Below are 24,550 nucleotides of genomic sequence, written 5' to 3'. Positions count from 1 at the left end.
AAATCACAGCCTTCGGCAGCTCCTACAGGATCGGTGGCACCTATCTGTCATTGCCGACAACCACAAAAATGGCAACAGGAGTATTTCACATGAGTTCATCAACCGCCGGGCAAAGCGCCGGCCAGCTGGAAACCCGTGGCATCGAACCGGTGCCGGAAGCGGAATGTAACGGTCATCCGCTGCAACTGTTCTGGGTCTGGTTCGCGGCCAACATTTCCATTCTCGGCCTGCCGCTGGGCGCCACGCTGGTGGCGTTTCGCGGCCTGGCGATTTGGCAGGCAATCATCGTCGCCATCCTCGGCGCTGCCGGCTCCTTTGCGGTGGTTGGTATCATTTCCATCGCCGGTCGGCGTGGCCGCGCACCGAGCCTGACACTGTCGAGGGCAATCTTCGGCGTGCGCGGCAACATCGGCCCGACGCTGGTCTCGCTGATGTCGCGCCTGGGATGGGAAACCGTCAACACCACCACCGCAGCGTTCGTCTTGCTGTCGCTGTGCTCGATCCTCTTTGGCTCGCCGGTGGAAGCCAAAAGCGCCCCCGTGCTGACCCTGATCTTCATTGCGATTTTCGTGCTGCTGACCTTGTCGGTCTCCGGCCTCGGTCACGCCACGCTGCTGGTGATCCAAAAGTGGGCCACCTACGTGTTCGGCGCGTTGAACATTGTGGTGGGCGGTTTTCTCTGCGCCACCATCGACTGGAGCGCAGTGTTCAACGCCACGCCGGCCCCGCTGAGCGCAATGATCATCGGCGTCGGTACCATGGCCGCCGGCACCGGGATCGGCTGGGCGAACGCGGGGGCGGACATGTCGCGCTATCAGCATCGCAGTGTCAAAGCCGTACGCCTGGTGGCTTCGGCCGCCTTCGGTGCGGGGATTCCGTTGGTGTTGCTGATCACCCTCGGCGGACTGCTGTCGGTGGGCAACAACGACCTGGCCTCGGCCACTGACCCGATCGTTGCGATCCGCGACATGTTGCCGACCTGGATGGCCGTGCCCTACCTGATCACTGCGTTCGGCGGTCTGCTGCTGTCGAACAATCTGTCGGTTTACTCTGCTGGCTTGACGACCCTGACCCTTGGCCTGAAGGTCAAACGGGTCTACGCCGTGGTCGTCGATATCGTCGCGATCTTCGCGGGTTCGATCTATTTCATGCTGATTGCCGACAGTTTCTACGGCCCGTTCATTACCTTCATTTCGCTGTTGGCAGTGCCGATCACTGCGTGGGTCGGGATCTTCGTAGTCGATCTGATTCACCGTCATTACTACAGCCCCAAGGACTTGCTGGACGTCAGCCCGAGCAGCGCCTATTGGTATGCCGGCGGTGTAGAGTGGCGCGCATTCGGCGCCTGGGCGCTGGCGATCGTGTTGGGCTTCAGCTTCACCACCATCGGCACCACCGAGCAAACGCTCTGGTTTCGCGGGTTCCTGTCCGACTCCTGGCTGGGACATAACGGTCTCGGCTGGATCGTGACGTTCCTGGTGGCGGGCGGAATCTACTGTGTATTGGGCGGTGCGAAAGATCGTCGCCCTGGTTTGGTCGAGAACGCTCATGCCTAGATTGCTGCATACCGGCCAGGTCATGATCGACCTGGTCATGTCCGTCGACGCGTTGCCTCTATCGGGTGGTGATGTACTGGCGCAGTCCGCCAGTTTCGAAGCAGGCGGTGGCTTCAACGTCATGGCGGCGGCCCAGCGCAATGGTTTGCCGGTGGTGTACCTCGGTCGTCATGGCACCGGTCGATTCGGCGATCTGGCGCGGGAGGCCATGAACGCCGAAGGCATTCGCATCGGCATCGCACACCCTGCCGAGCGCGACACCGGCCTGTGCGTCGCAGTGACCGAAGCGTCCGCCGAACGCAGTTTCATCTCTTATATCGGTGCCGAGGGCGAACTGACGGCCGAAGACCTGGCCAGTGTGCCGGCCGAGGCGGGGGACTATGTCTACATCAGCGGCTACAGCCTGCTGCATGGCGGCAAGGCACAGGCGCTGGTGGATTGGGTGCTGGCGTTACCGAAAGGCATCAATGTGGTCTTCGATCCAGGGCCGCTGGTGGATTCGCCGGAGGCTCCGTTGATGCAGTCGTTGTTGCCGCGCATTGATCTATGGACCAGTAACAGCGTCGAAGCGCTGCGGTTCACCGGAGTGTCGGAGATTGGAGAGGCGCTGACTTCGCTGGCCGACCATCTGCCCCCCGATGTGCTGATGGTGGTGCGCGATGGTCCGCAGGGATGCTGGGTCGAACAGCGTGGCGAGCGTCGGCATGTCCCGGGCTTCAAGGTCGAGGCGGTGGACAGTAATGGTGCTGGCGATGCCCATGCCGGGGTGTTTGTGGCGGGGTTGGCACAGGGATTGTCAGTGGATGACGCGGCGCGGCGCGCCAATGCTGCAGCCGCACTCGCAGTGACCCGATGGGGGCCGGCGACTTCACCTGGAGCGGCTGAAGTGGATGCGTTAATTCGAGAGACTTTCGCCTGTTGATCTGGCCCTTCGCGGGCAAGTCGCTCCCACAGTGATTTGTGTTGAAAAGATCGCAGTGGCGGCAAACCCTGAATCAGCTGTAACCCGCTGCGGGCACCGACCCAGCCTGCGATCTTTTGATTTTCAGCGAATTAAACGTCCAGCTTTCGCGCCTCTTCCACGCCCGCAGCGCTGAGTTTGATCGGCAGGTGCAAAGAGTGTTCGCCGGCCTCGTTACAGGTCACATGCCCGTGGTGAATCAGGCCACGTTCCTGCAAGGCGGCGAGGGTACTGGCCACGACTTTTTCCCCTCGGTAATTGTCCAGGACCTCTTTGCCCAGCCCACTCGGGTGGGCGTGCAGCAGGCGGGTCAAGACTTCTTTTTCAAGGTTTTTATCGACGTTCATGCTTACCTCTTCATGGATGTGGATAGGTCGCTCGCGTCGGCGAACTATTGGCTGGCGCCCCCTTCGGAACCTGAACCTCCTGTGGTGGTTTTCGAACCGGTGCCAGTGTCTGCGTTGTCAGGTGTTTGAGTGTCCGGCATGTTCATTCCCCCTTGACGGCCCGCGTCGCTGCCCTGAGTCCGAGGGTCGGTACCCGTGGAAGGCGGCAGACTGCTGTCCACGCCCGTGCCGTTGGTATTGATACCTGGGGCGCTTTGGATGGCGGGGGATTTTGGGCTTTCAACCGGGTTGGTCGGCCCCGTGCCGGTGGCGACGGTGGCGGCAAAAGCAGTAGAGGACAGCAGCGTAGCGAGTGTGAGGGCGGTCAATTTGGACATGATCATGGTGTCGTCTCCATTTGTTTAGAGTCCTTACCTGATATTGGTCCGCCCTCGATTTGGATTGGTGCCTGATGAACGACGAACGGTCTACGCGCGTTCCAGGGCTTGTGCGCTGACGAACCGGCGCCAGAGCAGGCGTCCTGCGGTGATCAGCCAGTTCAGCAAGGCCACGCCCAGAACTGTGTATAAAAGTGTCGTCATCCCGTGTTCGACGATGATCTTCCCGGCGAGCAGGGGAAAACCAAACACGCCGATGAAGTACGACAGGCTGAACAGCAACAAAGCCTGCGAAGTGGTGCCGGCCGGTGCTTCGTTCGCTGCCAGACCGTTGATCACTGAATACGTCAGCCCATAGCCGATGCCGAGTATCGCCGCTGCCAGGAGGTAGCTGAAGGCGTCGTCGACGACAAAGCTGAACAGTCCGATCGAAATCAACGTCAGCGCTGATAACAGGCAGGACGCGATCAGCGGGTCGCGTTTGACCACGAAACCGGCGATCAACATTCGGCCGCTGATCGCCGCGCTCATGAACCCGAGGAAAAACAGCGAATAGTCCAGTGACCGCGCGGCTGCGTAGCTGGTTTGAAAGCTCGAAAGACCGCCGAAGATGCAACCGCCCAACCCTACCATGATGATCGGCAACACCGCGCTGGACGACAGCACTCGAGAAGTGGTGCGCCACGAGATACGCGCGGCGGGCGCTGAGGTAGCGTGAGCATTTTCGAGCTGTGCGCTCAGTCGCCAAAACATCAAGACCCCAATCAGACTCGCCAGCGCCGCGAGGTAAAAAGCAGTGGTCACGGGGTAACCCAGGGCACTCGCGGCACGACCCAACAACGGACCGCTGCCGATGCCGCTCAGCATGCTCCCCGACAACAGCGCAAAGTATTTGGCCCGTTGGGACGGTGTGACCAGGCTCGCCACGATGATCGGTCCCAGGGTGTAAAACACACCCCAGCCCAACCCCAGCAACAACCCGAAAAACAGCAAAAGATTGCCAAACCCCGGCGTCAGCGCAAAGCCCAGGCTCGCAGCGACCAGCAGTACGCCGAACAGCGCAATCGAGCGGGCCGCGCCGAGCAGATCGGACAAGTGCCCGGAAACAATCACCGCCGCAAAGGTACTGAGCATTGCCGCCGAAATCACACTGCCGGCGTCGTGCTCGTTGCCACCGCGGGCACTGATCAGCAGCGACAGTAAAAAGGTCGAGCCGTAGGAGAGCGACAGCAGGTAACTGGCGACGCAGAACAGGCCGAATGACTTGCTGGAGACCGATGGTGTTGCCGTAGACATGTGGCTGTTCCTTGTACTTATAAACGCACTGCTCGACGTTCTACCACGCAAGGGGTTTGCGTTAGGTCCGAGGTTCACGATTTCAGCGTTAGTGCTGGCCGGAGTAACGCGATTCCCATGTGACGCGCGCGTCGAGCCGACTTAGTATGGCGTTTTCAACTTTTGACAAGGCACGTCCATGACGATCGAAATCCGCCCGGCGACCCCCAGCGATGCTCCGCAAATCCTCGCGTTCATCACTGAGCTGGCCGACTACGAACGTGCCCGGCACGAAGTTATTGCCAGCGTCGCCGACATCGAACGCAGCCTGTTCAGCGAAGGCGCCACCGCCCATGGCCTGATCTGTTTGCGTGAAGGTTCGCCGATCGGTTTCGCGGTGTTCTTCTTCAGCTATTCCACGTGGCTCGGCAGCAACTGCCTGTACCTCGAAGACCTCTACATCACCCCCGAACAGCGCGGTGGCGGGGCAGGCAAGACGTTGTTGCGCCACCTGGCAAAAATCGCCTGCGCCAATGACTGCGGACGTTTTGAGTGGAGTGTCCTGGACTGGAACAAACAGGCCATCGAGTTCTACAAATCCTTGGGCGCACAGCCACAGGAAGAGTGGGTCCGGTATCGGATGGATGGGGCGGTGTTGCGGGAGTTTGCTGGCGGTAATTAACACCGTCTAAAAGATCGCACCGTTCGGCAGCACCTGCACCCATGCAGGAGCTGACGAAGGCTGCGATCTTTTTTTGCATTAATCCCTATATATGGGAGTGATATTTATATATTGAGATTTGTGCCCATCCAGGTTTATAGTCAGCGCACTCACTGCCAATAAACAAAACAGGTGAAGCGATGCTGGCGCAATTGATCGCGCTCGATTGGGGGACGACCTCATTACGTGCTTACAAACTTGCCGAAGGTGGCCTGGTGCTCGAACAGCGTTCGCTGTCATCGGGGATCATGCAGTTGCCCAAAACCCCTCGAGTCATTGCCGGTCAGACCTGCACTGACGGTTTTGAACTGGCGTTCGATGAGGCCTGCGGCGACTGGCTCGACGCGCAACCAGGGTTACCGGTGATTGCCTGTGGCATGGTCGGCAGCGCCCAGGGCTGGCGCGAAGCCGCCTACCGCGATACGCCGGCAAACGTCGCCACGCTCGGCACTTCCCTGCAAGTGATTCGCAGTCTTCGCGGCGTTGATGTGCACATCGTTCCGGGGGTGATTCAGCGTTCTCGTTTACCGAATGTGATGCGCGGCGAAGAAACCCAGGTCCTCGGTGTCCTGCAAAACCTGGTGGAAGGGACGGGCGGCGATCTGCTGATCGGCCTGCCTGGCAGTCATTCGAAATGGGTTGAAGTCACCGACGGCTGCATTGTGCATTTCGATACGTTCATGACTGGCGAAGTCTTCGCAGTACTCAGTGAACACAGCATTCTGGGGCGCACCCAGCAACGTGGTGCGTCTTTTGATGGCGAGGCGTTTGACCGTGGGGTGCAAGTGGCCCTGTCGACTGACGGCGAAATCGGGCCATTGTCGACACTGTTCAGTGCCCGCAGCCTGGGCCTGACCGGTGAACTCAGTGCCACCGCCCAACCGGATTACCTGTCCGGTCTGCTGATCGGCCATGAGTTGTCGGCGCTGGCGACCGTTCAGCGCCGCCGGCGTAACAGCGTTCACCTGCCGTCCATCATCCTCATCGGCAATTCCCAACTGTGTACCCGCTACAGCCGGGCTCTCGATGCCTGTGGTTTCGCTCGCGTGATGCAGGCGGAACAAGCCACCGAACGCGGTTTGTGGCAGCTGGCGCTGGCCGCCGGACTCGTGACGCAAAACCCATCCCGTTAAACCTGACTGGAGGTCTGACATGCTCAAGCAAGCACTGGCGCAAAACGGTCTGATCGCAATCCTGCGCGGCCTGCGCCCACAGGAAGCGGCCGCTATCGGCGAGGTTCTGTATGCCGCCGGATTTCGCGTCATTGAAGTGCCGCTCAATTCCCCTGAGCCGTACGAAAGTATCCGCATCCTTCGCAGTACCTTGCCCGCCGATTGCCTGATCGGTGCGGGCACGGTGCTGACGCCGGAACAGGTCGAACAGGTGAAAGCCGCGGGCGGCCAGGTGATCGTCATGCCTCACAGCGATGCCAAGGTCTTGCGTGCGGCCAAAGCGGCAGGGTTGTTCCTGTCGCCGGGTGTGGCGACGCCGACCGAGGCGTTCGCTGCGCTCGCCGAAGGTGCCGACGTCTTGAAGATGTTCCCCGCCGAGCAAATGGGCCCGGCCGTGGTGAAAGCCTGGCTCGCCGTGCTGCCGGTTGGAACGATCCTGGCACCGGTCGGCGGCATCACGCCGGACAACATGCAGGTGTTCATCGACGCCGGCGTCAAAGGATTCGGCCTCGGTTCGGGGCTGTTCAAGCCGGGCATGACGCCCGAGGACGTGGCGCTGAACGCCAAGGCCTACGTGGCTGCCTGGAAAGCCCTTCGCTAAGACGGCATGGCGCTGCGAGCGCTGCATCTATAAGAGCTGCATCTACAAAAAGAGAGCACAGATGAAAATCACAAAACTCACTACCTTCATCGTTCCGCCGCGCTGGTGCTTCCTCAAGATCGAAACCGACGAGGGCGTGACCGGTTGGGGCGAGCCCGTGGTTGAAGGCCGCGCCCATACGGTTGCCGCAGCGGTTGAGGAATTGTCCGACTATCTCATCGGCAAAGACCCACGCAATATCGAAGATATCTGGACGGTGCTTTACCGTGGCGGGTTCTACCGGGGTGGTGCGATCCACATGAGCGCGCTGGCCGGTATTGATCAGGCGCTGTGGGACATCAAGGGCAAGGCGCTGGGTGTGTCTGTCAGCGATCTGCTCGGTGGCCAGGTGCGCGACAAGATTCGTGTTTACTCATGGATTGGCGGCGACCGGCCTGCGGACACCGCTCGTGCTGCGAAAGAAGCGGTCGAGCGTGGTTTCACCGCCGTGAAAATGAACGGCACTGAAGAACTGCAATTCCTCGATTCCTTCGAGAAAGTCGACCTGGCCCTGGCCAACGTCGCTGCCGTACGCGATGCGGTGGGGCCGAACGTCGGTATCGGCGTGGACTTCCATGGCCGGGTGCACAAACCCATGGCCAAGGTGCTGATGAAGGAACTCGACCCCTACAAACTGATGTTCATCGAAGAGCCGGTGCTCAGCGAGAACTACGAAGCGCTGAAGGAACTGGCACCGCTGACAAGCACGCCGATTGCCCTGGGTGAGCGGTTGTTCTCCCGTTGGGATTTCAAGCGTGTACTCAGCGAGGGCTATGTCGACATCATCCAGCCCGACGCCTCCCACGCCGGTGGCATCACCGAAACCCGCAAGATCGCCAACATGGCCGAAGCCTACGACGTAGCGCTGGCGTTGCATTGCCCGCTGGGCCCGATTGCGCTGGCCGCCTGCCTGCAACTGGATGCGGTTTGCTACAACGCGTTCATCCAGGAACAGAGCCTGGGCATCCACTACAACGAAAGCAACGACCTGCTGGACTACGTCAAGGATCCTCGGGTGTTCGACTACGACAAAGGCTTCGTGAAAATCCCGAACGGCCCGGGCCTGGGCATCGAGATCAACGAGGAATACGTGATCGAACGCGCGGCCGTCGGCCACCGCTGGCGCAACCCGATCTGGCGCCATGCCGATGGCAGTTTTGCCGAGTGGTGATCGCCCTCTGATTCATTTCAATCCCTTGTGGGAGCTGGCTTGCCAGCGATGGCGTCCTGTCAGCCACATCATTATTGAATGATCTGCCGCCATCGCGGGCAAGCCCGCTCCCACAAAGGCCGACGTATCGCTTCAATTCGACCTCAATAAACATAATAAGAGGCACTCCCCATGCAACCGCAAACCCTTACCGGGCAGGCGTCGTTGGTGGCACCCAGCCGCAAGCGCTTTTTCATCATGGTGCTGCTGTTCATCACGGTGGTGATCAACTACCTGGACCGCAGCAACCTGTCGATTGCCGCCCCGGCGCTGACCAGCGAACTGGGCATCGATCCGATTCATGTCGGGCTGATCTTCTCCGCCTTCGGCTGGACCTACGCGGCCATGCAGATCCCCGGCGGCTGGCTGGTGGATCGTGTGCCGCCGCGCATTCTGTACAGCGTCGCGCTGTTGTTGTGGTCGATCGCCACGGTGATGCTCGGTTTCGCCGCCAGCTTCATTGCGCTTTTCGTCCTGCGCATGGCCGTGGGTGCACTGGAAGCGCCGGCGTATCCCATCAACAGCCGTGTGGTGACCACCTGGTTTCCGGAGCGCGAGCGCGCCACGGCTATCGGTTTCTACACCTCGGGGCAGTTCGTGGGGTTGGCCTTTCTGACGCCGGTACTGGCCTGGCTGCAGCATCAATATGGCTGGCACATGGTGTTTGTCAGCACGGGTGCGGTGGGCATTCTGTGGGCCGTGATCTGGTACGCCGTGTATCGCGAACCTCGGGACTTCAAAGGCGCCAACGCAGCCGAAATCGACCTGATCCGCGAGGGCGGCGGGCTGGTGGATATCCAGGCTGAGCAAGCCAAGGTCAAGGCGAAATTCAGTTGGGTCGACCTCGGCATTGTCCTGACCAAACGCAAGCTCTGGGGCATTTACCTCGGTCAGTTCTGCCTCAACTCGACGCTGTGGTTTTTCCTGACCTGGTTCCCGACGTACCTGGTGAAGTATCGCGGCATGGACTTCATCAAGTCCGGCCTGTTGGCGTCGCTGCCGTTTCTCGCCGCCTTCGTGGGTGTGCTGTGTTCCGGGTTCTTTTCCGACTTTCTGATCCGTCGTGGCTACACGGTCGGGTTCGCCCGCAAGTTGCCGATCATCGGTGGGCTGCTGATCTCCACCTCGATCATCGGCGCCAACTTCGTCGAGTCCACACCGCTGGTGATTGCCTTCCTGGCGCTCGCGTTTTTCGGTAACGGACTGGCGTCGATCACCTGGTCGCTGGTGTCGACATTGGCCCCGGCGCGGTTACTTGGATTGACCGGAGGGGTGTTCAATTTCATCGGCAATCTGTCGGCGATTACCACGCCGATCGTCATCGGTTTCCTGGCGACGGGTGACTCATTTGCGCCGGCCATTACCTACATCTCGGTGCTGGCATTGATCGGGGCGCTTTCCTACGTGCTGCTGGTGGGTAAGGTCGAGCGTATCGAGTTGTAGTCCCAAGCATGGGGCGACCATAATGCCACCCGTTCACTCGCTCAACGGTAAAGGCTGGATATGCAGGAAGACGCCCCAAAAATCGCCAAGGACGCCGCACCGACCGGCACCCAGACCCTGCTTCGTGGTTTGGGTGTGGTTCAGGCCGTGGCCAGCGGTGCCCGTGATCTCAAGGAAATTGCCCGATTGATCGGCACGACGCGAAGCACCACTCACCGCCTGGCCAGTTGCCTGGTGGACGAGCGCTATCTGCGCGTGGTGCCGCAAGTCGGTTATCTGTTGGGGCCGAAGCTCATCGAACTGGGCTTTCAGGCGCGTGAGGAATTGCCGCTGGTAACCCTGGCGGGGCCTTATCTGGATGAGTTGTCGGCGCTGACGGGCGACACCATTCACCTGGCGATTCGCGAAGGTGACGAGGTGCTGTACCTGCACAAGAATCCGGGGCGCAACGGCCCGGAAATGCGCTCGCGGGTCGGCCACCGAATGCCGTTGGCACGCACCGGGATTGGCAAGGCGCTGATGCTCGATGACACGCAGCAGGAATGGCAGCGGCTGTACGAAGTCAGCTTGCCGGCGGGTGGGAAGAACCAGTTTTGGCCGCAGCACCCCGAGCAGTCCTGGGAGCAATTTCAGCAGCGCATGGTCGAGTACGTGGCGGGCGGTTACGCCTTTGACCTGGAAGACAACGAACCGTCGATTCGCTGCGTGGCGGCACCGATCCGTGATGCCAGCCGGCGCATCGTCGCCGGTATCAGCATCGCCAGCACCGTGCCATACATGCCGCTGGAAAAAATGGCCGAGCTGATTCCCCTGATCAAAGGGGTCACAGCAAGGCTTTCGGCAGAACTTGGCGCGAAGGTTTAGACCTTCAAGGTCGCCATGTCGATGACGAACCGGTACTTCACATCACCGGCAATCATGCGGGCGTATGCCTCGTTGATCTGACGGATGTCGAGCATTTCGATGTCGCAGGTGATGTTGTGCTCTGCGCAGAAATCCAGCACTTCCTGGGTTTCTGCGATGCCACCGATCAGGGAACCGGCCAACACACGGCGGCTCATCACCAACTTGCCCGCATGAACCGGTGGATCGACCGGTTCGATCAAGCCCACCAGAATGTGCACGCCGTCGAAACGCAGGGTGTCGAGGTAGGGATTGAGGTCGTGCTGGACCGGAATGGTGTCGAGCAGGAAGTCGAAATGTCCGGCTGCGGCCTTCATCTGTTCAGCATCGGTGGACACGATCACATGGTCCGCGCCTTGGCGACGACCTTCCTCGGCCTTGCTCGCCGAGCGTGTGAACAGCGTCACTTCGGCGCCCATGGCCTTGGCGAACTTGATGCCCATGTGGCCGAGTCCGCCCATACCGAGAATACCCACCTTGTCGCCCGCCTTGACGCCGTAGTGCTTGAGCGGCGAGTAGGTGGTGATACCGGCACAGAGAATTGGCGCGGCGCTGGCCAGATCGAGTTTTTCCGGGATGCGCACGACGAAGTGTTCGCTTACCACGATGCTGTCCGAATAGCCACCCATGGTGTTGCTGCCATCGACACGGTCAGGCGTGGCGTAGGTCATGGTCGGGCCTTCGAGGCAATACTGCTCGAGGTTCGACTGACAGGCTTCGCAAGTGCGGCACGAATCGACCATGCAGCCGACACCGACCAGGTCGCCGATTTTGTGCCGGGTGACGTTTGCACCTATGGCAGTGACTTTGCCCACGATCTCGTGGCCGGGCATCAGCGGGTAAACCGCTATGCCCCATTCGTTGCGGGCCTGGTGGATGTCGGAATGGCACACGCCGCAGTAAAGAATATCGATGGCAACGTCATCAGCGCGGGGGCTGCGGCGTTCGAATTTCACGGGGGCGAGGGGAGTGGTGGCCGATTGGGCGGCATAACCGATGGCGGTGTACATAAGAAACCTCGCAGAAGCAGTGACGGGTGAGGTGGCGCATTTTGGGCGTCCTCTGTTCGCCCGGCCATGGCGATTCCTCCGCGTGTCATGCCTAATCCTCCGACATGCGCCGTTGATTGGTCATATTGGTTTGCAGACCTGCGATGATGGTTTCATCCCGTTTTCCGCCACTTTTTCTGTGAAGAGCTTTCCATGTTGTTGACCCGCCATCTCGATGCCAATGCCACGCTGGTTTCTCTGGTCCAGCCACTGACGACCCGCGACGGCTTCGCACCGACACCGTTGCCCGGCGTGCAGGTGCTGCGTGCCAGCTGCGATGTCGCCCGTGGTCCACAGATTTATGAACCGAGCCTGGTCATCATCGCTCAGGGCAGCAAACTGGCGTATCTGGGGCCGCGGCGGCTGGAGTACGGCGCCGGCCATTATCTGATTCAGGCCCTGCCGGTACCTTTCGAATGCGAAACCTTTGCGGCGCCAGATGGGCCGATGTTGGGCGTGTCCATCGCGATTGACCGCGTGTTGCTGGGTGAGTTGGTGTTGGCCATGGGATTGGCACCGGGGCGTCATATTCCAGCGCAAACACCAGAATCCATGACCTCGGCGGTACTGGACGACGCGATGCGCGGCTGCGTGGAACGGTTGTTGCGCTGCCTGCACGATCCGCTGGAATGCCAGATCATGGGCCAGGCCCGTTTGCGTGAGTTGTTGTTCGTTGCCTTGCGTGGACCGCAGGCCGATGTGTTGCGGGCGTTGGTGGAGCAGCAAGGTCAGTTCGCGCGGATTGCCGCCTCGCTTAACCACCTGCATGGTCATTACACCGAGCCATTGAATGTGGAGACGCTGGCGAGTTGCGCGAACATGAGTGCGTCGACTTTTCATGAGCATTTCAAACGCAGCACGTTGTTATCGCCGGTGCAGTACCTGAAGCGCTTGCGGTTGCTCAAGGCGCAGGCGTTGCTGGTGACCGAGGGGTTGGGCGTGGCGCAGGTCGCGCATCGTGTGGGTTATCAGAGCACCTCGCAGTTCAGCCGCGAGTACAAGCGCTACTTCGAGCGCAGTCCCGGCGACGAACGCGCCGCCTGAGTGGCAATGGTTTCTCTGTAGGCGTGTGGCTTGAATCCCGGGCAACAAAAAGGCCCCCGTTTCGGGAGCCTTGATGTTCAGGCGTTCGACTTACATGTTCGGGTAAGTCGGGCCGCCAGCGCCTTCCGGCGCCACCCAGGTGATGTTCTGCGCAGGGTCCTTGATGTCGCAGGTCTTGCAGTGAACGCAGTTCTGGGCGTTGATCTGGAAGCGCTTCTCGCCGTCTTCCTTGGTCACCACTTCGTACACGCCGGCCGGGCAGTAACGCTGGGCAGGCTCATCGTACAGCGGCAGGTTCTTGGCGATCGGGATGCTCGGATCGGTCAGCTTCAGATGGCAAGGCTGTTCTTCTTCGTGGTTGGTACCCGAGATGAACACCGAGCTCAATTTGTCGAAGCTGATCTTGCCGTCCGGTTTCGGGTAGTCGATCTTCTTGCAGTCAGCCGCGAGCTTGAGGCAAGCGTAGTCCGGCTTGGTGTCGTGCAAGGTGAACGGCAGTTTGCCGCCAAAGATGTTCTGGTCCAGCCAGTTGAAACCACCGCCGACGATCGCGCCGAACTTGTGGATCGCCGGGCCGAAGTTGCGGCTGGCGAACAGTTCGTCGTAGAGCCAGCTCTTCTTGAACGCGTCCACATAAGTGGTCAATTCTTCGGTGCCATCCTTCTCGGCGAACAGCGCTTGGGCCACGGATTCAGCGGCGAGCATGCCGGACTTCATCGCGGTGTGGCTGCCTTTGATCTTTGCGAAGTTCAGGGTGCCGAGGTCGCAACCGATCAGCGCGCCGCCCTTGAAGACCATTTTCGGCAGCGAGTTCAGGCCGCCTTTGCAGATAGCGCGGGCGCCGTAGCTGATGCGCTTGCCGCCTTCCAGGTACTGTTTGAGTACAGGGTGATGCTTGAGGCGCTGGAATTCGTCGAACGGCGACAGGTAAGTGTTGCTGTAGGACAGGTCGACGATCAGGCCGACAACCACCTGGTTGTTTTCCAGGTGATAAAGGAACGAGCCACCGGTGTTCTCGCTGCCCATGATGTCCAGCGGCCAACCGGCGGTGTGGACCACCAGGCCTGGCTGATGTTTGGCCGGGTCGATTTCCCAGATTTCCTTCAGGCCGATGCCGTAGTGCTGGGCGTCGGCATCGCTGTCGAGGTTGAAGCGCTTGATCAACTGCTTGCCAATGTGACCACGGCAGCCTTCGGCGAACAACGTGTACTTGCCACGCAGTTCCATGCCCGGCGTGTACAAGCCTTCTTTAGGGTGACCTTCGCGGTCGACACCCAGGTCACCGGTGATGATCCCGCGGACCACACCGTTTTCGTCGATCAATGCTTCTTGAGCCGCGAAGCCCGGGTAGATTTCAACGCCCAGGTTTTCCGCCTGCTGGGCGAGCCAGCGGCACAGGTTGCCCAGGGAGATGATGTAGTTGCCTTCGTTGTGCATGGTCTTGGGCACAAAGAGGTCAGGAATTTTCTGCGCGCTGTCGGCGTTCTTGAGGACGAAAATGTCATCGCGAGTCACCGGTGTGTTCAGCGGAGCGCCCAGTTCTTTCCAGTCCGGGAACAATTCGTTCAGGGCGCGTGGTTCGAACACGGCACCGGAGAGGATGTGAGCACCGACTTCGGAGCCTTTTTCGACCACGCAGACGCTGATTTCCTTACCGGCTTCAGCGGCCTTCTGCTTCAATCGGCAGGCAGCGGAAAGACCAGCGGGGCCGGCACCGACGATGACGACGTCGAATTCCATGTATTCGCGTTCCACAGGTTATCTCCTACTCAAGGCTCAACAGTTTTTTTTCTAATTGGAGTTTTGGTGTCGCATCCACAAATTCCTCGCAACGCGCGGAACGGACAATCGATTGACCACCTTTCTCTCTGGGTGGCGCATTATATCTACACCACTCCTAGCGTCCAATACAAACGTTTGTTTGAATTGGCTCAAAGCCAGAGAAATCAAAGTCACGCGCCGCATGAACGGCAGTTTTGGCGTATTGACCGGAATAGGTGTTCCGGTCAAGATACGGTCGGTTTTGCGCTCGCCGTAGGCTGACTGTTGGTTTCAAGAGCACCTCTAAAGACAGGGCGATGGCAGTAGAAGGTGATGCGCAGCGCTGCTTTGGCGCGCAGTTTACACGCCGCGATAATGAATGACTCGTCGGTCACCGCTGACGAACGGTCAACTTCATCATGAGCGATGGTCACTTGCTACTTTTGCCGGCGTTTTTGGAGGTGCCCTTGCGCCCGATGAGCATCAACCGCCAGGTTCGCCTAGGCGACTTTCTTTTCACCGGAGAGTAACGAGGAATCCATGAAGGTTCTTGTAGCTGTCAAACGCGTTGTTGATTACAACGTCAAGGTTCGCGTCAAGGCGGACAATTCCGGCGTCGATCTTGCCAACGTCAAGATGTCGATGAACCCGTTCTGCGAGATCGCCGTTGAAGAAGCCGTGCGCCTGAAAGAGAAAGGTGTTGCGACTGAAATCGTCGTTGTCTCCGTCGGCCCGTCCACCGCTCAAGAGCAACTGCGCACCGCGCTGGCTCTGGGTGCCGACCGCGCCATCCTCGTCGAATCCGCCGAAGATCTGACTTCCCTGGCCGTTGCCAAACTGTTGAAAGCTGTTGTCGACAAGGAACAGCCTCAGCTGGTGATCCTTGGCAAACAAGCCATCGACAGCGACAACAACCAGACTGGCCAGATGCTCGCTGCATTGAGCGGCTACGGTCAGGGCACGTTCGCGTCGAAAGTCGAAATCAGCGGCGACACCGTGGCTGTGACTCGCGAAATCGACGGCGGCGCGCAGACAGTTTCCCTGAAGCTGCCGGCCATCGTCACCACCGACCTGCGTTTGAACGAGCCGCGCTACGCGTCTCTGCCAAACATCATGAAAGCCAAGAAGAAGCCTCTCGAAGTGCTGACTCCGGACGCTTTGGGCGTTTCCACCGCCTCCACCAACAAGACCGTGAAAGTCGAAGCGCCTGCTGCACGCAGCGCGGGTATCAAGGTCAAGTCGGTGGCTGAACTGGTCGAGAAACTGAAAAACGAAGCGAAGGTAATCTAAATGACTATCTTGGTTATTGCTGAACACGACAACAAAGTGCTGGCTCCGGCCACGCTGAACACCGTTGCTGCTGCTGCCAAAATCGGCGGCGACATCCACGTGCTGGTTGCAGGTCAGGGCGCTGGCGCCGTGGCTGAAGCCGCTGCACAAGTGGCTGGCGTGGCGAAAGTGCTGGTAGCCGACAACGCTGCCTACGCTCACCAGCTGCCGGAAAACGTCGCTCCTCTGGTCGCAGAGTTGGGCAAGGGCTACAGCCACATCCTGGCTGCCGCCACTTCCAACGGCAAAAACATCCTGCCGCGCGTTGCCGCTGCACTGGACGTTGACCAGATCTCCGAGATCATCTCGGTAGAAAGCGCCGACACCTTCAAGCGTCCGATCTACGCCGGTAACGCCATTGCTACCGTTCAATCGAACGCTGCGGTCAAAGTGATCACTGTGCGTGCCACCGGTTTCGACCCGGTAGCTGCGACCGGTGGTTCGGCTGCCGTTGAAGCCGTTGCTGCAGCTCACGACGCTGGCCTTTCCAGCTTCGTTGGCGAAGAGCTGGCTAAATCGGACCGTCCGGAACTGACCGCTGCCAAGATCGTCGTTTCCGGCGGCCGCGGCATGCAGAACGGCGACAACTTCAAACACCTGTACGCCCTGGCCGACAAGCTGGGCGCTGCCGTGGGTGCTTCCCGCGCCGCGGTCGACGCAGGTTTTGTGCCGAACGACATGCAGGTCGGTCAGACCGGCAAGATCGTTGCTCCACAGCTGTACATCGCCGTCGGTATCTCCGGCGCGATTCAGCACCTGGCTGGCATGAAGGACTCCAAAGTGATCGTTGCGATCAACAAGGACGAAGAAGCACCGATCTTCCAGGTTGCCGATTACGGCCTGGTGGCGGACTTGTTCGAAGCCATCCCGGAGTTGGAGAAGCTGGTCTAATCCAGCCGCTTCACTTATAAAGAGCCCGACCTTTTGGTCGGGTTTTTTTTTGCGAAACAAACGGGATAGAGGGGAGATTATTGCCATGGATCTGCGCCGAGTATTCGGTTGTTCACTGCTGCTGAGTCTGATGGCGTTGCCGACGCTGTCCTTGGCGGCAGGCAAGTGCGAGCGCCTGGTGGTGACCGGTAGCCCCGACGCGCCCCCGTACCTGTGGCAGGACCCGCAAAACCCCAAGCACCTGATCGGTGCCAGTGCGGACCTGTTACAGCACGTAGCCGCAGAACTGGGGATCAAGGTCGACCTGCTGTACGCCGGTAAACGCTCCCAAGCCCTGGACGAAGTGCGCAGCGGGCGCATGGATATTTTGGCCGATGCTCCGTTGACGCTCAGCGAGCTGGAATCGCTGGATTACATTCATCCTCCGCTGCTGGAAAACGATTACCTCGTCTGGACCCGAAAAGACTCGGTACTGGTCTACAGCGAAGCGCAAGACCTGCACGGGCATCCCGGCGCGCTGTCTGAAAAGTCGCGTCTGACACCGCAGTTCGGCACCTTCGCCGAACAGCAATTAAGCCTCACACGCACGCCCAACCTGACCCTGGCTTTTCAAAAGCTGCTGTTGGGTGAAGTGGAGTTCGTGCTGGCGGGACGTTACTCGGGCATGGCCGCCGCGCAGTCGTTAAGCATGGCCAATGACCTCATCGCGCGTGCGCAGCCGGTCGACAAACCGGGGCTGTATCTGGCGGTTTCCCATAACTCCGCCTGCAACGATCCGTGGTTGCGCGGACAGTTGGCCAAAAAGATGACAGAATTGCCCGCGTCCGGACTGACGGAAGCCGCGTTGCAACGCAATATCGAGCGTTGGAAACAGCAGCAGCAACAACCCGCCAGTACCCCAAAACAGTAGGGATTTTTAGTGAGTATTCGACCTCTTTTCGCTGCCCTGGCCCTTCTGGCTCTGGCGGGTTGTGCAGCCGATCCGGCGCCGAATGAACAACTGCGTCTGACGGAACAAGCGCTTGAACAAGCCAAGGCTGTGGGTGCTACCGCCGACGATGTGCCGGAAATGAAATTGGCCGAAGACAAGTACAACCGTGCCAAGGGCAGCATGAACGACCAATCCTTCAAGAATGCGCGCATGCGAGCCGAGCAGGCTGAGCTGGACGCACGTCTGGCCGAAGCACGTGTGCTGACCCTCAAGAGCGAGGAGCAATTGAACGTCCTCAATACCCGCATCACTCGACTGCGCAAGCAACTGGGAGATGCCCAATGAGCCTTAAATCCAAAGCCTTTGGTGGCTTGATCCTGGCAAGTTGTGCAGGTCTCTTTGGGTGTGCCGGTCAGCACAGCGACGCTGCGTTGCAGCAGGCGGGGACCGACTTTCAGAAGGTGAAGGAAGATTCCAACGTGTTGCGCATCGCGCCTAAGGACGTGATCCGTGCGGGCGAGTCGCTGGCGCGCGCTGACCGTCTTTCCAGCTATTGGGGGAGCGGTTCGGATGTGCTGCATTACGCCTACCTGAGTCAGCGCTACAGCGAAATCGCTCGTGAGCACACCAATAAAGTGCTCAATGAAGAGAGTGCCGCGAAGCTGGAGCTCGAGCGTCAGCGCCTGCAGTTGGCCCTGCGCGAATCCAAGTTGCTCAGCGTGCAGCAGCAGGGCAAGTGGCTGGAAGAACAGATTGTTGCGCTGGCAACCACTCAGACCGACCGTGGTCTGGTGATGACCTTGGGTGACGTACTGTTCGATACGGGTGAAGCGGAATTGAAGAGTTCGGCAAACCGGGTGGTGTTGAAGATTGTGCAGTTTCTGCAGCTCAATCCGAAGCGCGTAGTACGCATCGAAGGCTATACCGACAGCACCGGCGGCAAGCAGGAAAATCTCAAGTTGTCCCGTGACCGCGCGCAATCGGTGGCGGACGTGCTGATGGACCTGGGCATCGACGACAAGCGAATTCAGGTCGAGGGCTATGGCGATGAATACCCGGTGGACGTGAATGCCACCGAACGGGGCCGTGCACAAAATCGTCGGGTGGAAATTGTGTTCTCCAACGAAAAAGGCCAACTCGGCGCCGCCCGATAGGGTTGCGTAGTTGGAAAGCCCGGCCTGCTCGACAGTGCCGGGTTTTTTTATGCCTGCCAACCAGCCCTCAAAACAGTACAGTTTTTGCTGACACTGCACTGTATGGTCGACTATTGTGGCAACTGTCCCAGTACACTTCTAAACTGTTCCGGTATGTTTCACACAAGAATAAAATGCCCGTGAAATCGAGTGTCGCGTCATGACCAATCTCCTGCTTTACCAACGTATTGCTCAACAGCTGGCCGAGGACATCCGCCGCGGTGTCTATCAACCGGGGGAGCGCGTGCCTTCGGTGCGCAAGATGAGCTCGCAGCTCAACGTCAGCCACGCTACGGTGTTGCAGGCCTACGCCAATCTCGAAGACCAGGGGCTGATTCGTGCCCGGCCGCAGTCTGGCTACTACGTGCACCAGACTCCCGCCCTGACCGCGCCGACACCAGACATCGCCCGGGTCGAGCGCCCCGGACTGGTGACGCGCAGCAGCATCATCCAGCAGGTCTTGGTCGAGTCGCGTCGTGAAGGCGTTTTTCCCTTGGGCGCCGCCGTGCCGAGTGTCGATTACCTGCCGGTGCGTGCGCTGCATCAGCAACTGGCCAAGGTCACTCGCTTCCATAGCCCGCGCGCCTTCAGCTACATGTTCAGCCCGGGTTTCGAACCGTTGCGCCGGCAAGTCGCGATTCGCATGCGTGATGCGGGTGTGGTGGTCGATCCATCTGAAGTGGTCATTACTCACGGCTGCGTCGATGCCCTGCAGATGTCCTTGCGCGTTCTGACCCGACCGGGCGATCTGATCGCCGCCGAATCGCCGACTTACTACGGTTTGCTCCAACTGGCCGATCTGCTGGGCCTCAAGGTCATCGAGATTCCCAGTGATCCGGCCACCGGAATGAGCCTCGAAGCCTTGCAACTGGCGGCCAACCAGTGGTCGATCAAGGCATTGGTATTGACCACTCGTCTGAGCAATCCCTTGGGCGGCACCATGCCCGAAGAGCGCCAGAAGCAATTGCTGCGCCTGGCATCGGACTTCGATATCCAGATCGTCGAAGACGATATTTACGGCGAACTGATGTTCGAACAAGGTCGCACCAAATCGCTCAAGGCCTATGACCGGCTGGATCGGGTGATCTATTGCTCAAGCTTCTCCAAAACCTTGTCGCCCGGCGTGCGGATCGGCTGGATGATTGCGGGCAAGTATCAGCAGGAAATCCAGCGTTTGCAGACCTTCAGCACCCATTCAGCGTGCAGTGTCACGCAAATGGGCATTGCTGCTTATCTGGAAAACGGCGGCTACGACAGGCATCTGCGTTACATCCGCCAGGAGTACCGCAAGAACCTCAGCGCTTTCCAACTGGCGGTTCAGCAGCATTTCCCCGAAGGCACACAGATGACCCGGCCTACCGGTGGTTTCATCCTGTGGGTGAGTCTGCCGGGACGCGTCAACACCCAGGAACTGCATGTGCGAGCGTTGCAGCAAGGAATCAGCATTGCTCCGGGGCTGATTTTCAGTAACACCGAGCAGTTCAACCACTGCATTCGACTGAACTGCGGAATCCCCTGGAACCGTGAGGCCGAGCGTGCCCTGATGACGCTGGGCATGCTTGCCACCCAGCTTTGCCAGGAAATGGGCGCCGGTATTTGACGGGGAAATTTGACGGGGAGGGCAGGTAATTCCTGCCCGTGCTTGTCTTGTGGTCTTCAACAGGCGAGCATATGGCCCTCTGCCCTGAGTGCCGTTGGGTCCATGAAACAGTTTTTCCCCGCTGCCTGTCTTTCGATCTTCCTGCTGATGACTGTTCAAGAAAGCGTCATGGCGGCTTCCGTTCAGGAAAACCCGACGGCAAGCGCTCGCGAGAAGAAAACGACACCCGCGAAAAAAACAGCGGCGGCCCAAAGCAAACAGGCGGTAGTAAAAAAACGCCCGCCGGTTGCTTCCAAGTCGAAATCCGCCAGTGAGATCGCAAAAACCCCACTACCGGCGGCCAAGCTCGATTTAAGCTTGCCCAAAGACATGGTCGAAGAGCTTGACCCGATCGGTACGGTGCCATTGCCCCGGCACGATGAACTGCTGCCACAAATGTTCGGGGACAAGGCCGGTAGCAGTCCTTTTCAGCTTAACGGACGTCTGCTCAACAATGAAATGCAGTTGCAACTGCGCAATGAAGAGCGCCGCGACGTCGAAGGCGCAGCCCTGGACTTCGAGTTCAAACAGTAAAATCCCTGATACGTGACTCACAAGCCGGACGCTTTGTCGGAGACTGGTCAGTCACACCTGTCTGATCGTAAAAACCTGCGCCCGTGTAATTTAAAACAACTGTTTAAGCGGTTACTCTGTGTCCCGTCCTTTTCATACATCGCCCGTCGCGAGGAGCTTGTCGTCATGAAATGCCGTGAGGGCTGTGGCGCCTGTTGCATTGCCCCTTCAATCAGCTCACCGATTCCCGGTATGCCCAATGGCAAACCCGCGGGAGAACGTTGCCTGCAACTGTCGGTCGAAAACCTGTGCAACATTTTCGGCAAACCGGAGCGTCCTGCGGTTTGTTCGGCGTTTGATGCCGACCCCGAGATCTGTGGCAACAGCAGCGAAGAAGCGATCAACCTGATTGGCTGGTGGGAGCAAATGACGGCGGCGTGATGTGTTTGACGAACGGAACTTCAACAATAAGGAATAAGACTATGGGTTCGCTGCATCGTATGGCTGTGCTGTGTGGGTTAACGGTTTTGCTGGCGACATCGGCACACGCCGAGGACTGGAAAGTTGCCAAGAACGAGGACGGGATCAAGGTGTCCCTCAGTGAAGTGGCCGGTTCCGACTACAAGGCCTATCAGGGTGTGACCCTGATGAAGACCACCATGGCCAAACTGCGCGCATTGCAGGAAGACGTACCGGGTGCCTGTGCCTGGATTCATGAATGCAAGATGCAGAAATTGCTCAAGCACGAAGGCGATCAAAGCTGGACCTACACGCAATTCAATACGCCATGGCCTGTCACCCCGCGTGATTCGGTCATGCATGTCACCACGACCCAAGGCGCTGATGGCAGCCTGACCCGCAAGCTTGAGAGCGTGCCGACGTACATGCCTGAAGAGAAAGGTTTTGTACGGGTCGCCAAGGTTGAAGGCTTCTGGAAATTCGTGCCCAAGGGCGATCAGATCGAAGTGATCTACCAGGTTCACACCGAGCCGGGCGGCAGCGTGCCGTCAATGGTGGCTAACAAGTTTGTGGTGGATGCGCCATTCAAAACGTTGAAAGCCCTGAAAGAACGCGCCGAGAAGTAATTGCATCGCTCGTGAAAAAACGCCCCGACTGGTTTGGGGCGTTTTTTATCAAGCCACAGCGCAGCCGAACGCAGGCTTCGCCAGCTGCTACAGAGTTTGCGTTGTCGATGAAGCGGCTCAGCTCGACGGTATTACCACAAAGAGCCTTTATTTTGTTTCCGGATATGCGTTGCACGAAATTTTCACAAAGCCTCCAAGACAATCCGCCCGCGCCAATACCGAACAGTAATCAATGGCAATGCTGCGGGTGATCGTGCAACATTTGCGCACCGCGCAAGCCCCGGGGCCAGTTCCTGGCCAACAGAGGGCAAGGCGCCGCTGTATTTTTGAAACTTCAACTTCCAATGGGTCCTAAAACGACATGGCAAACCCGGACGCCCTGAAACAGCAGCGAGCTTCTAGTCGCCTGCTGCAACCGACCGTCAAATCGCATCTGGCCTACACGCTGCTGTGCGCTTTGATCATGATGGTCATGTTCAGCCTGCTGCGCCTCGCGCTGCTGGTCTACAACAGCGAGATGATCCTCGATACCCCGGCCTCGACCTTCGTGGAAGCGTTCGTCAATGGCCTGCGTTTCGACCTGCGCCTCGTGGTCTACCTCAGCATTCCGCTGGTGCTGGCGCTGTTCAGTGTCCGCGCCATGGCCGCCCGCGGCTTCTTCCGTTTCTGGCTGACCGTTGCTTCGAGCATCGCGTTGTTCCTCGGCCTGATGGAGATGGATTTCTACCGTGAGTTTCACCAGCGCCTCAACGGCCTGGTGTTCCAATACGTGAAAGAAGACCCGAAAACCGTGACGAGCATGCTCTGGTACGGTTTCCCGGTCGTTCGTTACCTGTTGGCGTGGGTCGCAGGCACCATCATCCTGACCCTCGCGTTCAAGGGTGCCGACCGTGCCACCCGTCCACGTGGGCCGTTCAGCGGTGGCACCATCAGCACTCGCCAGGTCGCTCCGTGGTACACGCGCATTGCCGTGTTCGTGTTTTGCCTGCTGATCTGCGTGGTCGCGGCGCGTGGCACGCTGCGCCAAGGGCCGCCGCTGCGCTGGGGTGATGTCTACACCACCGACTCGAACTTCGCCAACCAGCTGGGCATTAACGGCACACTGTCGCTGATCGCTGCAGCCAAGAGCCGCATGTCCGAAGACCGCGACAACATCTGGAAGGCCACGCTGCCACAGCCTGAAGCCCAGAAGATCGTGCGTGACATGCTGGTGATGCCGGACGACAAACTGGTCGATGCCGACACCGCCGCCGTGCGTCGTGATTACACGCCGCCCGCTGACAAGACCTTGCCGATCAAGAACGTCGTCGTGATCCTGATGGAAAGCATGGCCGGTCACTCGGTCGGCGCATTGGGCGCCTCGGGCAACATTACGCCGTACCTCGACAAACTGTCGAAGGAAGGCCTGTTGTTCGATCGCTTCTTCTCCAACGGCACGCACACCCACCAGGGTATGTTCGCCACGATGGCCTGCTTCCCGAACCTGCCAGGCTTCGAATACCTGATGCAGACGCCTGAAGGCAGCCACAAATTGTCCGGCCTGCCGCAATTGCTCAGTGCCCGTGACTATGACGATGTCTATGTCTACAACGGCGACTTCGCCTGGGATAACCAGTCGGGCTTCTTCAGCAGCCAGGGCATGACCAACTTCATCGGTCGCAATGATTACGTGAACCCGGTGTTCTCCGATCCGACCTGGGGCGTGTCCGACCAAGACATGTTCGACCGTGGTCTGATCGAGCTCAAGGGCCGGGAAAACGGCAAGCCGTTCTATGCATTGCTGCAAACCCTGTCCAACCACACGCCTTACGCTTTGCCGACGCCATTGCCGGTGGAGCGTGTGACCGATCGTGGCAGCCTGAACGAGCATTTGACGGCCATGCGATATGCCGATTGGGCACTGGGTCAATTCTTTGAGAAAGCGCGTAAAGAGCCTTACTTCAAGGAAACCCTGTTCGTCATCGTGGGCGACCACGGCTTTGGTAACGAGCGTCAGATCACCGAAATGGACCTGGGCCGCTTCAACGTGCCGATGCTGCTGATCGCACCGGGCATCCAGGAAAAATTCGGCGAGCGCGACCACACCGTGGGCACCCAGATCGATATCGTGCCGACCATCATGGGGCGGATCGGCGGCGAAGTACGCCATCAGTGCTGGGGACGTGACTTGCTGAACCTGCCTGCAGGCGACACCGGTTTCGGTGTGATCAAGCCGTCGGGTAGTGAGCAGACCACCGCCATCATCACGGCCGATCAGATCCTGGTCCTGCCGAAGGAAAAGGAAATGGCGCCGAAGGTTTACCGGTACGAGCTGGGCGCATCGCCTCGTGCGGAAGTTATTCCGGACGCACCGCGTACCGCTGAACTCAAGCAGAAACTGGAAGCGTTCCTGCAGACGGCGACCAAAAGCCTGATCGACAACACCGCCGGTGTCGTTGACGGCAAGCCGGACTAACTGTTCAGGCAATAAAAAAGAGGCCCTTTTTCAAGGGCCTCTTTTTTTTGTTCGC

Annotated in this window: 24 protein-coding genes; 19 read left to right on the top strand and 5 right to left on the bottom strand. The window is 59.2% G+C overall.

Annotated features, from left to right (window positions below):
• The first annotated feature begins 89 nt into the window (after positions 1 to 89).
• On the top strand, positions 90 to 1,556 hold the full coding sequence (locus tag H7698_RS24250) for a purine-cytosine permease family protein (RefSeq protein ID WP_162436407.1): 1,467 nt from the start codon (positions 90 to 92) through the stop codon (positions 1,554 to 1,556).
• Positions 1,549 to 2,478 carry a PfkB family carbohydrate kinase gene (locus tag H7698_RS24245; RefSeq protein ID WP_194693001.1) on the top strand — a complete coding sequence of 310 codons (930 nt, stop codon included), beginning with the start codon at positions 1,549 to 1,551 and terminating at the stop codon, positions 2,476 to 2,478. Before H7698_RS24250 ends, H7698_RS24245 begins: the two co-directional genes overlap by 8 nt.
• Before the next feature lie 131 nt (positions 2,479 to 2,609).
• Here the strand turns inward: H7698_RS24245 and H7698_RS24240 are convergent, their stop codons facing one another.
• The 3 genes from H7698_RS24240 to H7698_RS24230 form a co-directional block, all read right to left on the bottom strand.
• Positions 2,610 to 2,864, bottom strand: a complete 255-nt coding sequence (locus H7698_RS24240; RefSeq protein WP_162436405.1) for a hypothetical protein — start codon at positions 2,862 to 2,864, stop codon at positions 2,610 to 2,612.
• Between the two features lie 44 nt (positions 2,865 to 2,908).
• On the bottom strand, positions 2,909 to 3,247 hold the full coding sequence (locus H7698_RS24235) for a hypothetical protein (RefSeq protein ID WP_162436404.1): 339 nt from the start codon (positions 3,245 to 3,247) through the stop codon (positions 2,909 to 2,911).
• A gap of 84 nt (positions 3,248 to 3,331) precedes the next feature.
• Positions 3,332 to 4,537, bottom strand: coding sequence for an MFS transporter (locus H7698_RS24230; protein WP_162436403.1), 1,206 nt, complete (start codon positions 4,535 to 4,537; stop codon positions 3,332 to 3,334).
• A gap of 178 nt (positions 4,538 to 4,715) precedes the next feature.
• On the opposite strand from H7698_RS24230, the gene H7698_RS24225 reads away from it, so the two are divergent.
• The 6 genes from H7698_RS24225 to H7698_RS24200 all read left to right on the top strand — a co-directional run bounded on the left by H7698_RS24225 (position 4,716) and on the right by H7698_RS24200 (position 10,566).
• Positions 4,716 to 5,198, top strand: coding sequence for a GNAT family N-acetyltransferase (locus H7698_RS24225; protein ID WP_162436402.1), 483 nt, complete (start codon positions 4,716 to 4,718; stop codon positions 5,196 to 5,198).
• A 179-nt stretch (positions 5,199 to 5,377) separates the two neighbouring features.
• The gene (locus H7698_RS24220) at positions 5,378 to 6,370 is read left to right on the top strand and encodes a 2-dehydro-3-deoxygalactonokinase (protein ID WP_194693000.1); all 993 of its coding nucleotides are present in this window, start codon (positions 5,378 to 5,380) and stop codon (positions 6,368 to 6,370) included.
• Positions 6,371 to 6,389: 19 nt separating this feature from the next.
• Entirely contained in the window at positions 6,390 to 7,010 is a 621-nt protein-coding gene (locus tag H7698_RS24215; protein ID WP_162436400.1) for a 2-dehydro-3-deoxy-6-phosphogalactonate aldolase, read from the top strand.
• Positions 7,011 to 7,071: 61 nt separating this feature from the next.
• Entirely contained in the window at positions 7,072 to 8,220 is a 1,149-nt protein-coding gene (dgoD, locus tag H7698_RS24210) for a galactonate dehydratase (RefSeq protein ID WP_090186690.1), read from the top strand.
• A 171-nt stretch (positions 8,221 to 8,391) separates the two neighbouring features.
• Positions 8,392 to 9,702 carry an MFS transporter gene (locus H7698_RS24205; RefSeq protein WP_194692999.1) on the top strand — a complete coding sequence of 437 codons (1,311 nt, stop codon included), beginning with the start codon at positions 8,392 to 8,394 and terminating at the stop codon, positions 9,700 to 9,702.
• A gap of 60 nt (positions 9,703 to 9,762) precedes the next feature.
• Complete coding sequence (locus H7698_RS24200; protein WP_162436398.1) at positions 9,763 to 10,566, top strand: IclR family transcriptional regulator; 804 nt, start codon at positions 9,763 to 9,765, stop codon at positions 10,564 to 10,566.
• Here H7698_RS24200 and H7698_RS24195 read toward each other — a convergent pair.
• Entirely contained in the window at positions 10,563 to 11,615 is a 1,053-nt protein-coding gene (locus H7698_RS24195; protein ID WP_194692998.1) for an NAD(P)-dependent alcohol dehydrogenase, read from the bottom strand. The genes H7698_RS24200 and H7698_RS24195 overlap by 4 nt on opposite strands.
• A gap of 192 nt (positions 11,616 to 11,807) precedes the next feature.
• Here H7698_RS24195 and H7698_RS24190 point away from each other — a divergent pair, with 192 nt between their 5' ends.
• Positions 11,808 to 12,698, top strand: a complete 891-nt coding sequence (locus tag H7698_RS24190) for an AraC family transcriptional regulator (protein WP_194692997.1) — start codon at positions 11,808 to 11,810, stop codon at positions 12,696 to 12,698.
• A gap of 90 nt (positions 12,699 to 12,788) precedes the next feature.
• On the opposite strand, the gene H7698_RS24185 is transcribed toward H7698_RS24190, so the two are convergent.
• Positions 12,789 to 14,453 (bottom strand): electron transfer flavoprotein-ubiquinone oxidoreductase, encoded by a 1,665-nt coding sequence (locus H7698_RS24185; protein ID WP_194692996.1) that lies wholly within the window; start codon positions 14,451 to 14,453, stop codon positions 12,789 to 12,791.
• Between the two features lie 546 nt (positions 14,454 to 14,999).
• On the opposite strand from H7698_RS24185, the gene H7698_RS24180 reads away from it, so the two are divergent.
• The 10 genes from H7698_RS24180 to H7698_RS24135 all read left to right on the top strand — a co-directional run bounded on the left by H7698_RS24180 (position 15,000) and on the right by H7698_RS24135 (position 24,495).
• The gene (locus tag H7698_RS24180) at positions 15,000 to 15,749 is read left to right on the top strand and encodes an electron transfer flavoprotein subunit beta/FixA family protein (RefSeq protein WP_162436394.1); all 750 of its coding nucleotides are present in this window, start codon (positions 15,000 to 15,002) and stop codon (positions 15,747 to 15,749) included.
• Positions 15,750 to 16,679 (top strand): electron transfer flavoprotein subunit alpha/FixB family protein, encoded by a 930-nt coding sequence (locus tag H7698_RS24175; protein ID WP_162436393.1) that lies wholly within the window; start codon positions 15,750 to 15,752, stop codon positions 16,677 to 16,679.
• Between the two features lie 85 nt (positions 16,680 to 16,764).
• A complete protein-coding gene (locus tag H7698_RS24170; protein ID WP_194692995.1) occupies positions 16,765 to 17,589 on the top strand; it encodes a substrate-binding periplasmic protein in 825 nt (274 codons plus the stop codon).
• Positions 17,590 to 17,598: 9 nt separating this feature from the next.
• Positions 17,599 to 17,955, top strand: a complete 357-nt coding sequence (locus H7698_RS24165; protein WP_162436391.1) for a DUF4398 domain-containing protein — start codon at positions 17,599 to 17,601, stop codon at positions 17,953 to 17,955.
• Entirely contained in the window at positions 17,952 to 18,764 is an 813-nt protein-coding gene (locus tag H7698_RS24160) for an OmpA family protein (RefSeq protein WP_194692994.1), read from the top strand. The genes H7698_RS24165 and H7698_RS24160 overlap by 4 nt, the downstream gene beginning before the upstream one ends.
• 199 nt (positions 18,765 to 18,963) lie before the next feature.
• Positions 18,964 to 20,403: an aminotransferase-like domain-containing protein gene (locus H7698_RS24155; RefSeq protein ID WP_162436389.1), complete on the top strand. Its 1,440-nt coding sequence runs from the start codon at positions 18,964 to 18,966 to the stop codon at positions 20,401 to 20,403.
• Positions 20,404 to 20,505: 102 nt separating this feature from the next.
• Positions 20,506 to 20,976 (top strand): translation initiation factor 2, encoded by a 471-nt coding sequence (locus tag H7698_RS24150; RefSeq protein WP_162436388.1) that lies wholly within the window; start codon positions 20,506 to 20,508, stop codon positions 20,974 to 20,976.
• A 165-nt stretch (positions 20,977 to 21,141) separates the two neighbouring features.
• Complete coding sequence (locus H7698_RS24145) at positions 21,142 to 21,396, top strand: YkgJ family cysteine cluster protein (RefSeq protein WP_194692993.1); 255 nt, start codon at positions 21,142 to 21,144, stop codon at positions 21,394 to 21,396.
• A 41-nt stretch (positions 21,397 to 21,437) separates the two neighbouring features.
• A complete protein-coding gene (locus H7698_RS24140; protein WP_194692992.1) occupies positions 21,438 to 22,040 on the top strand; it encodes an START domain-containing protein in 603 nt (200 codons plus the stop codon).
• 361 nt (positions 22,041 to 22,401) lie between these two features.
• Entirely contained in the window at positions 22,402 to 24,495 is a 2,094-nt protein-coding gene (locus tag H7698_RS24135; RefSeq protein WP_162436385.1) for an LTA synthase family protein, read from the top strand.
• Positions 24,496 to 24,550: the final 55 nt, after the last annotated feature.

It is taken from the genome of Pseudomonas sp. p50(2008) (genome assembly GCF_015351605.1).
Classification (GTDB): domain Bacteria; phylum Pseudomonadota; class Gammaproteobacteria; order Pseudomonadales; family Pseudomonadaceae; genus Aquipseudomonas.
Note: the sequence above shows the minus strand (reverse complement) of the source record. Positions and strands in the feature narration are given on the sequence as shown.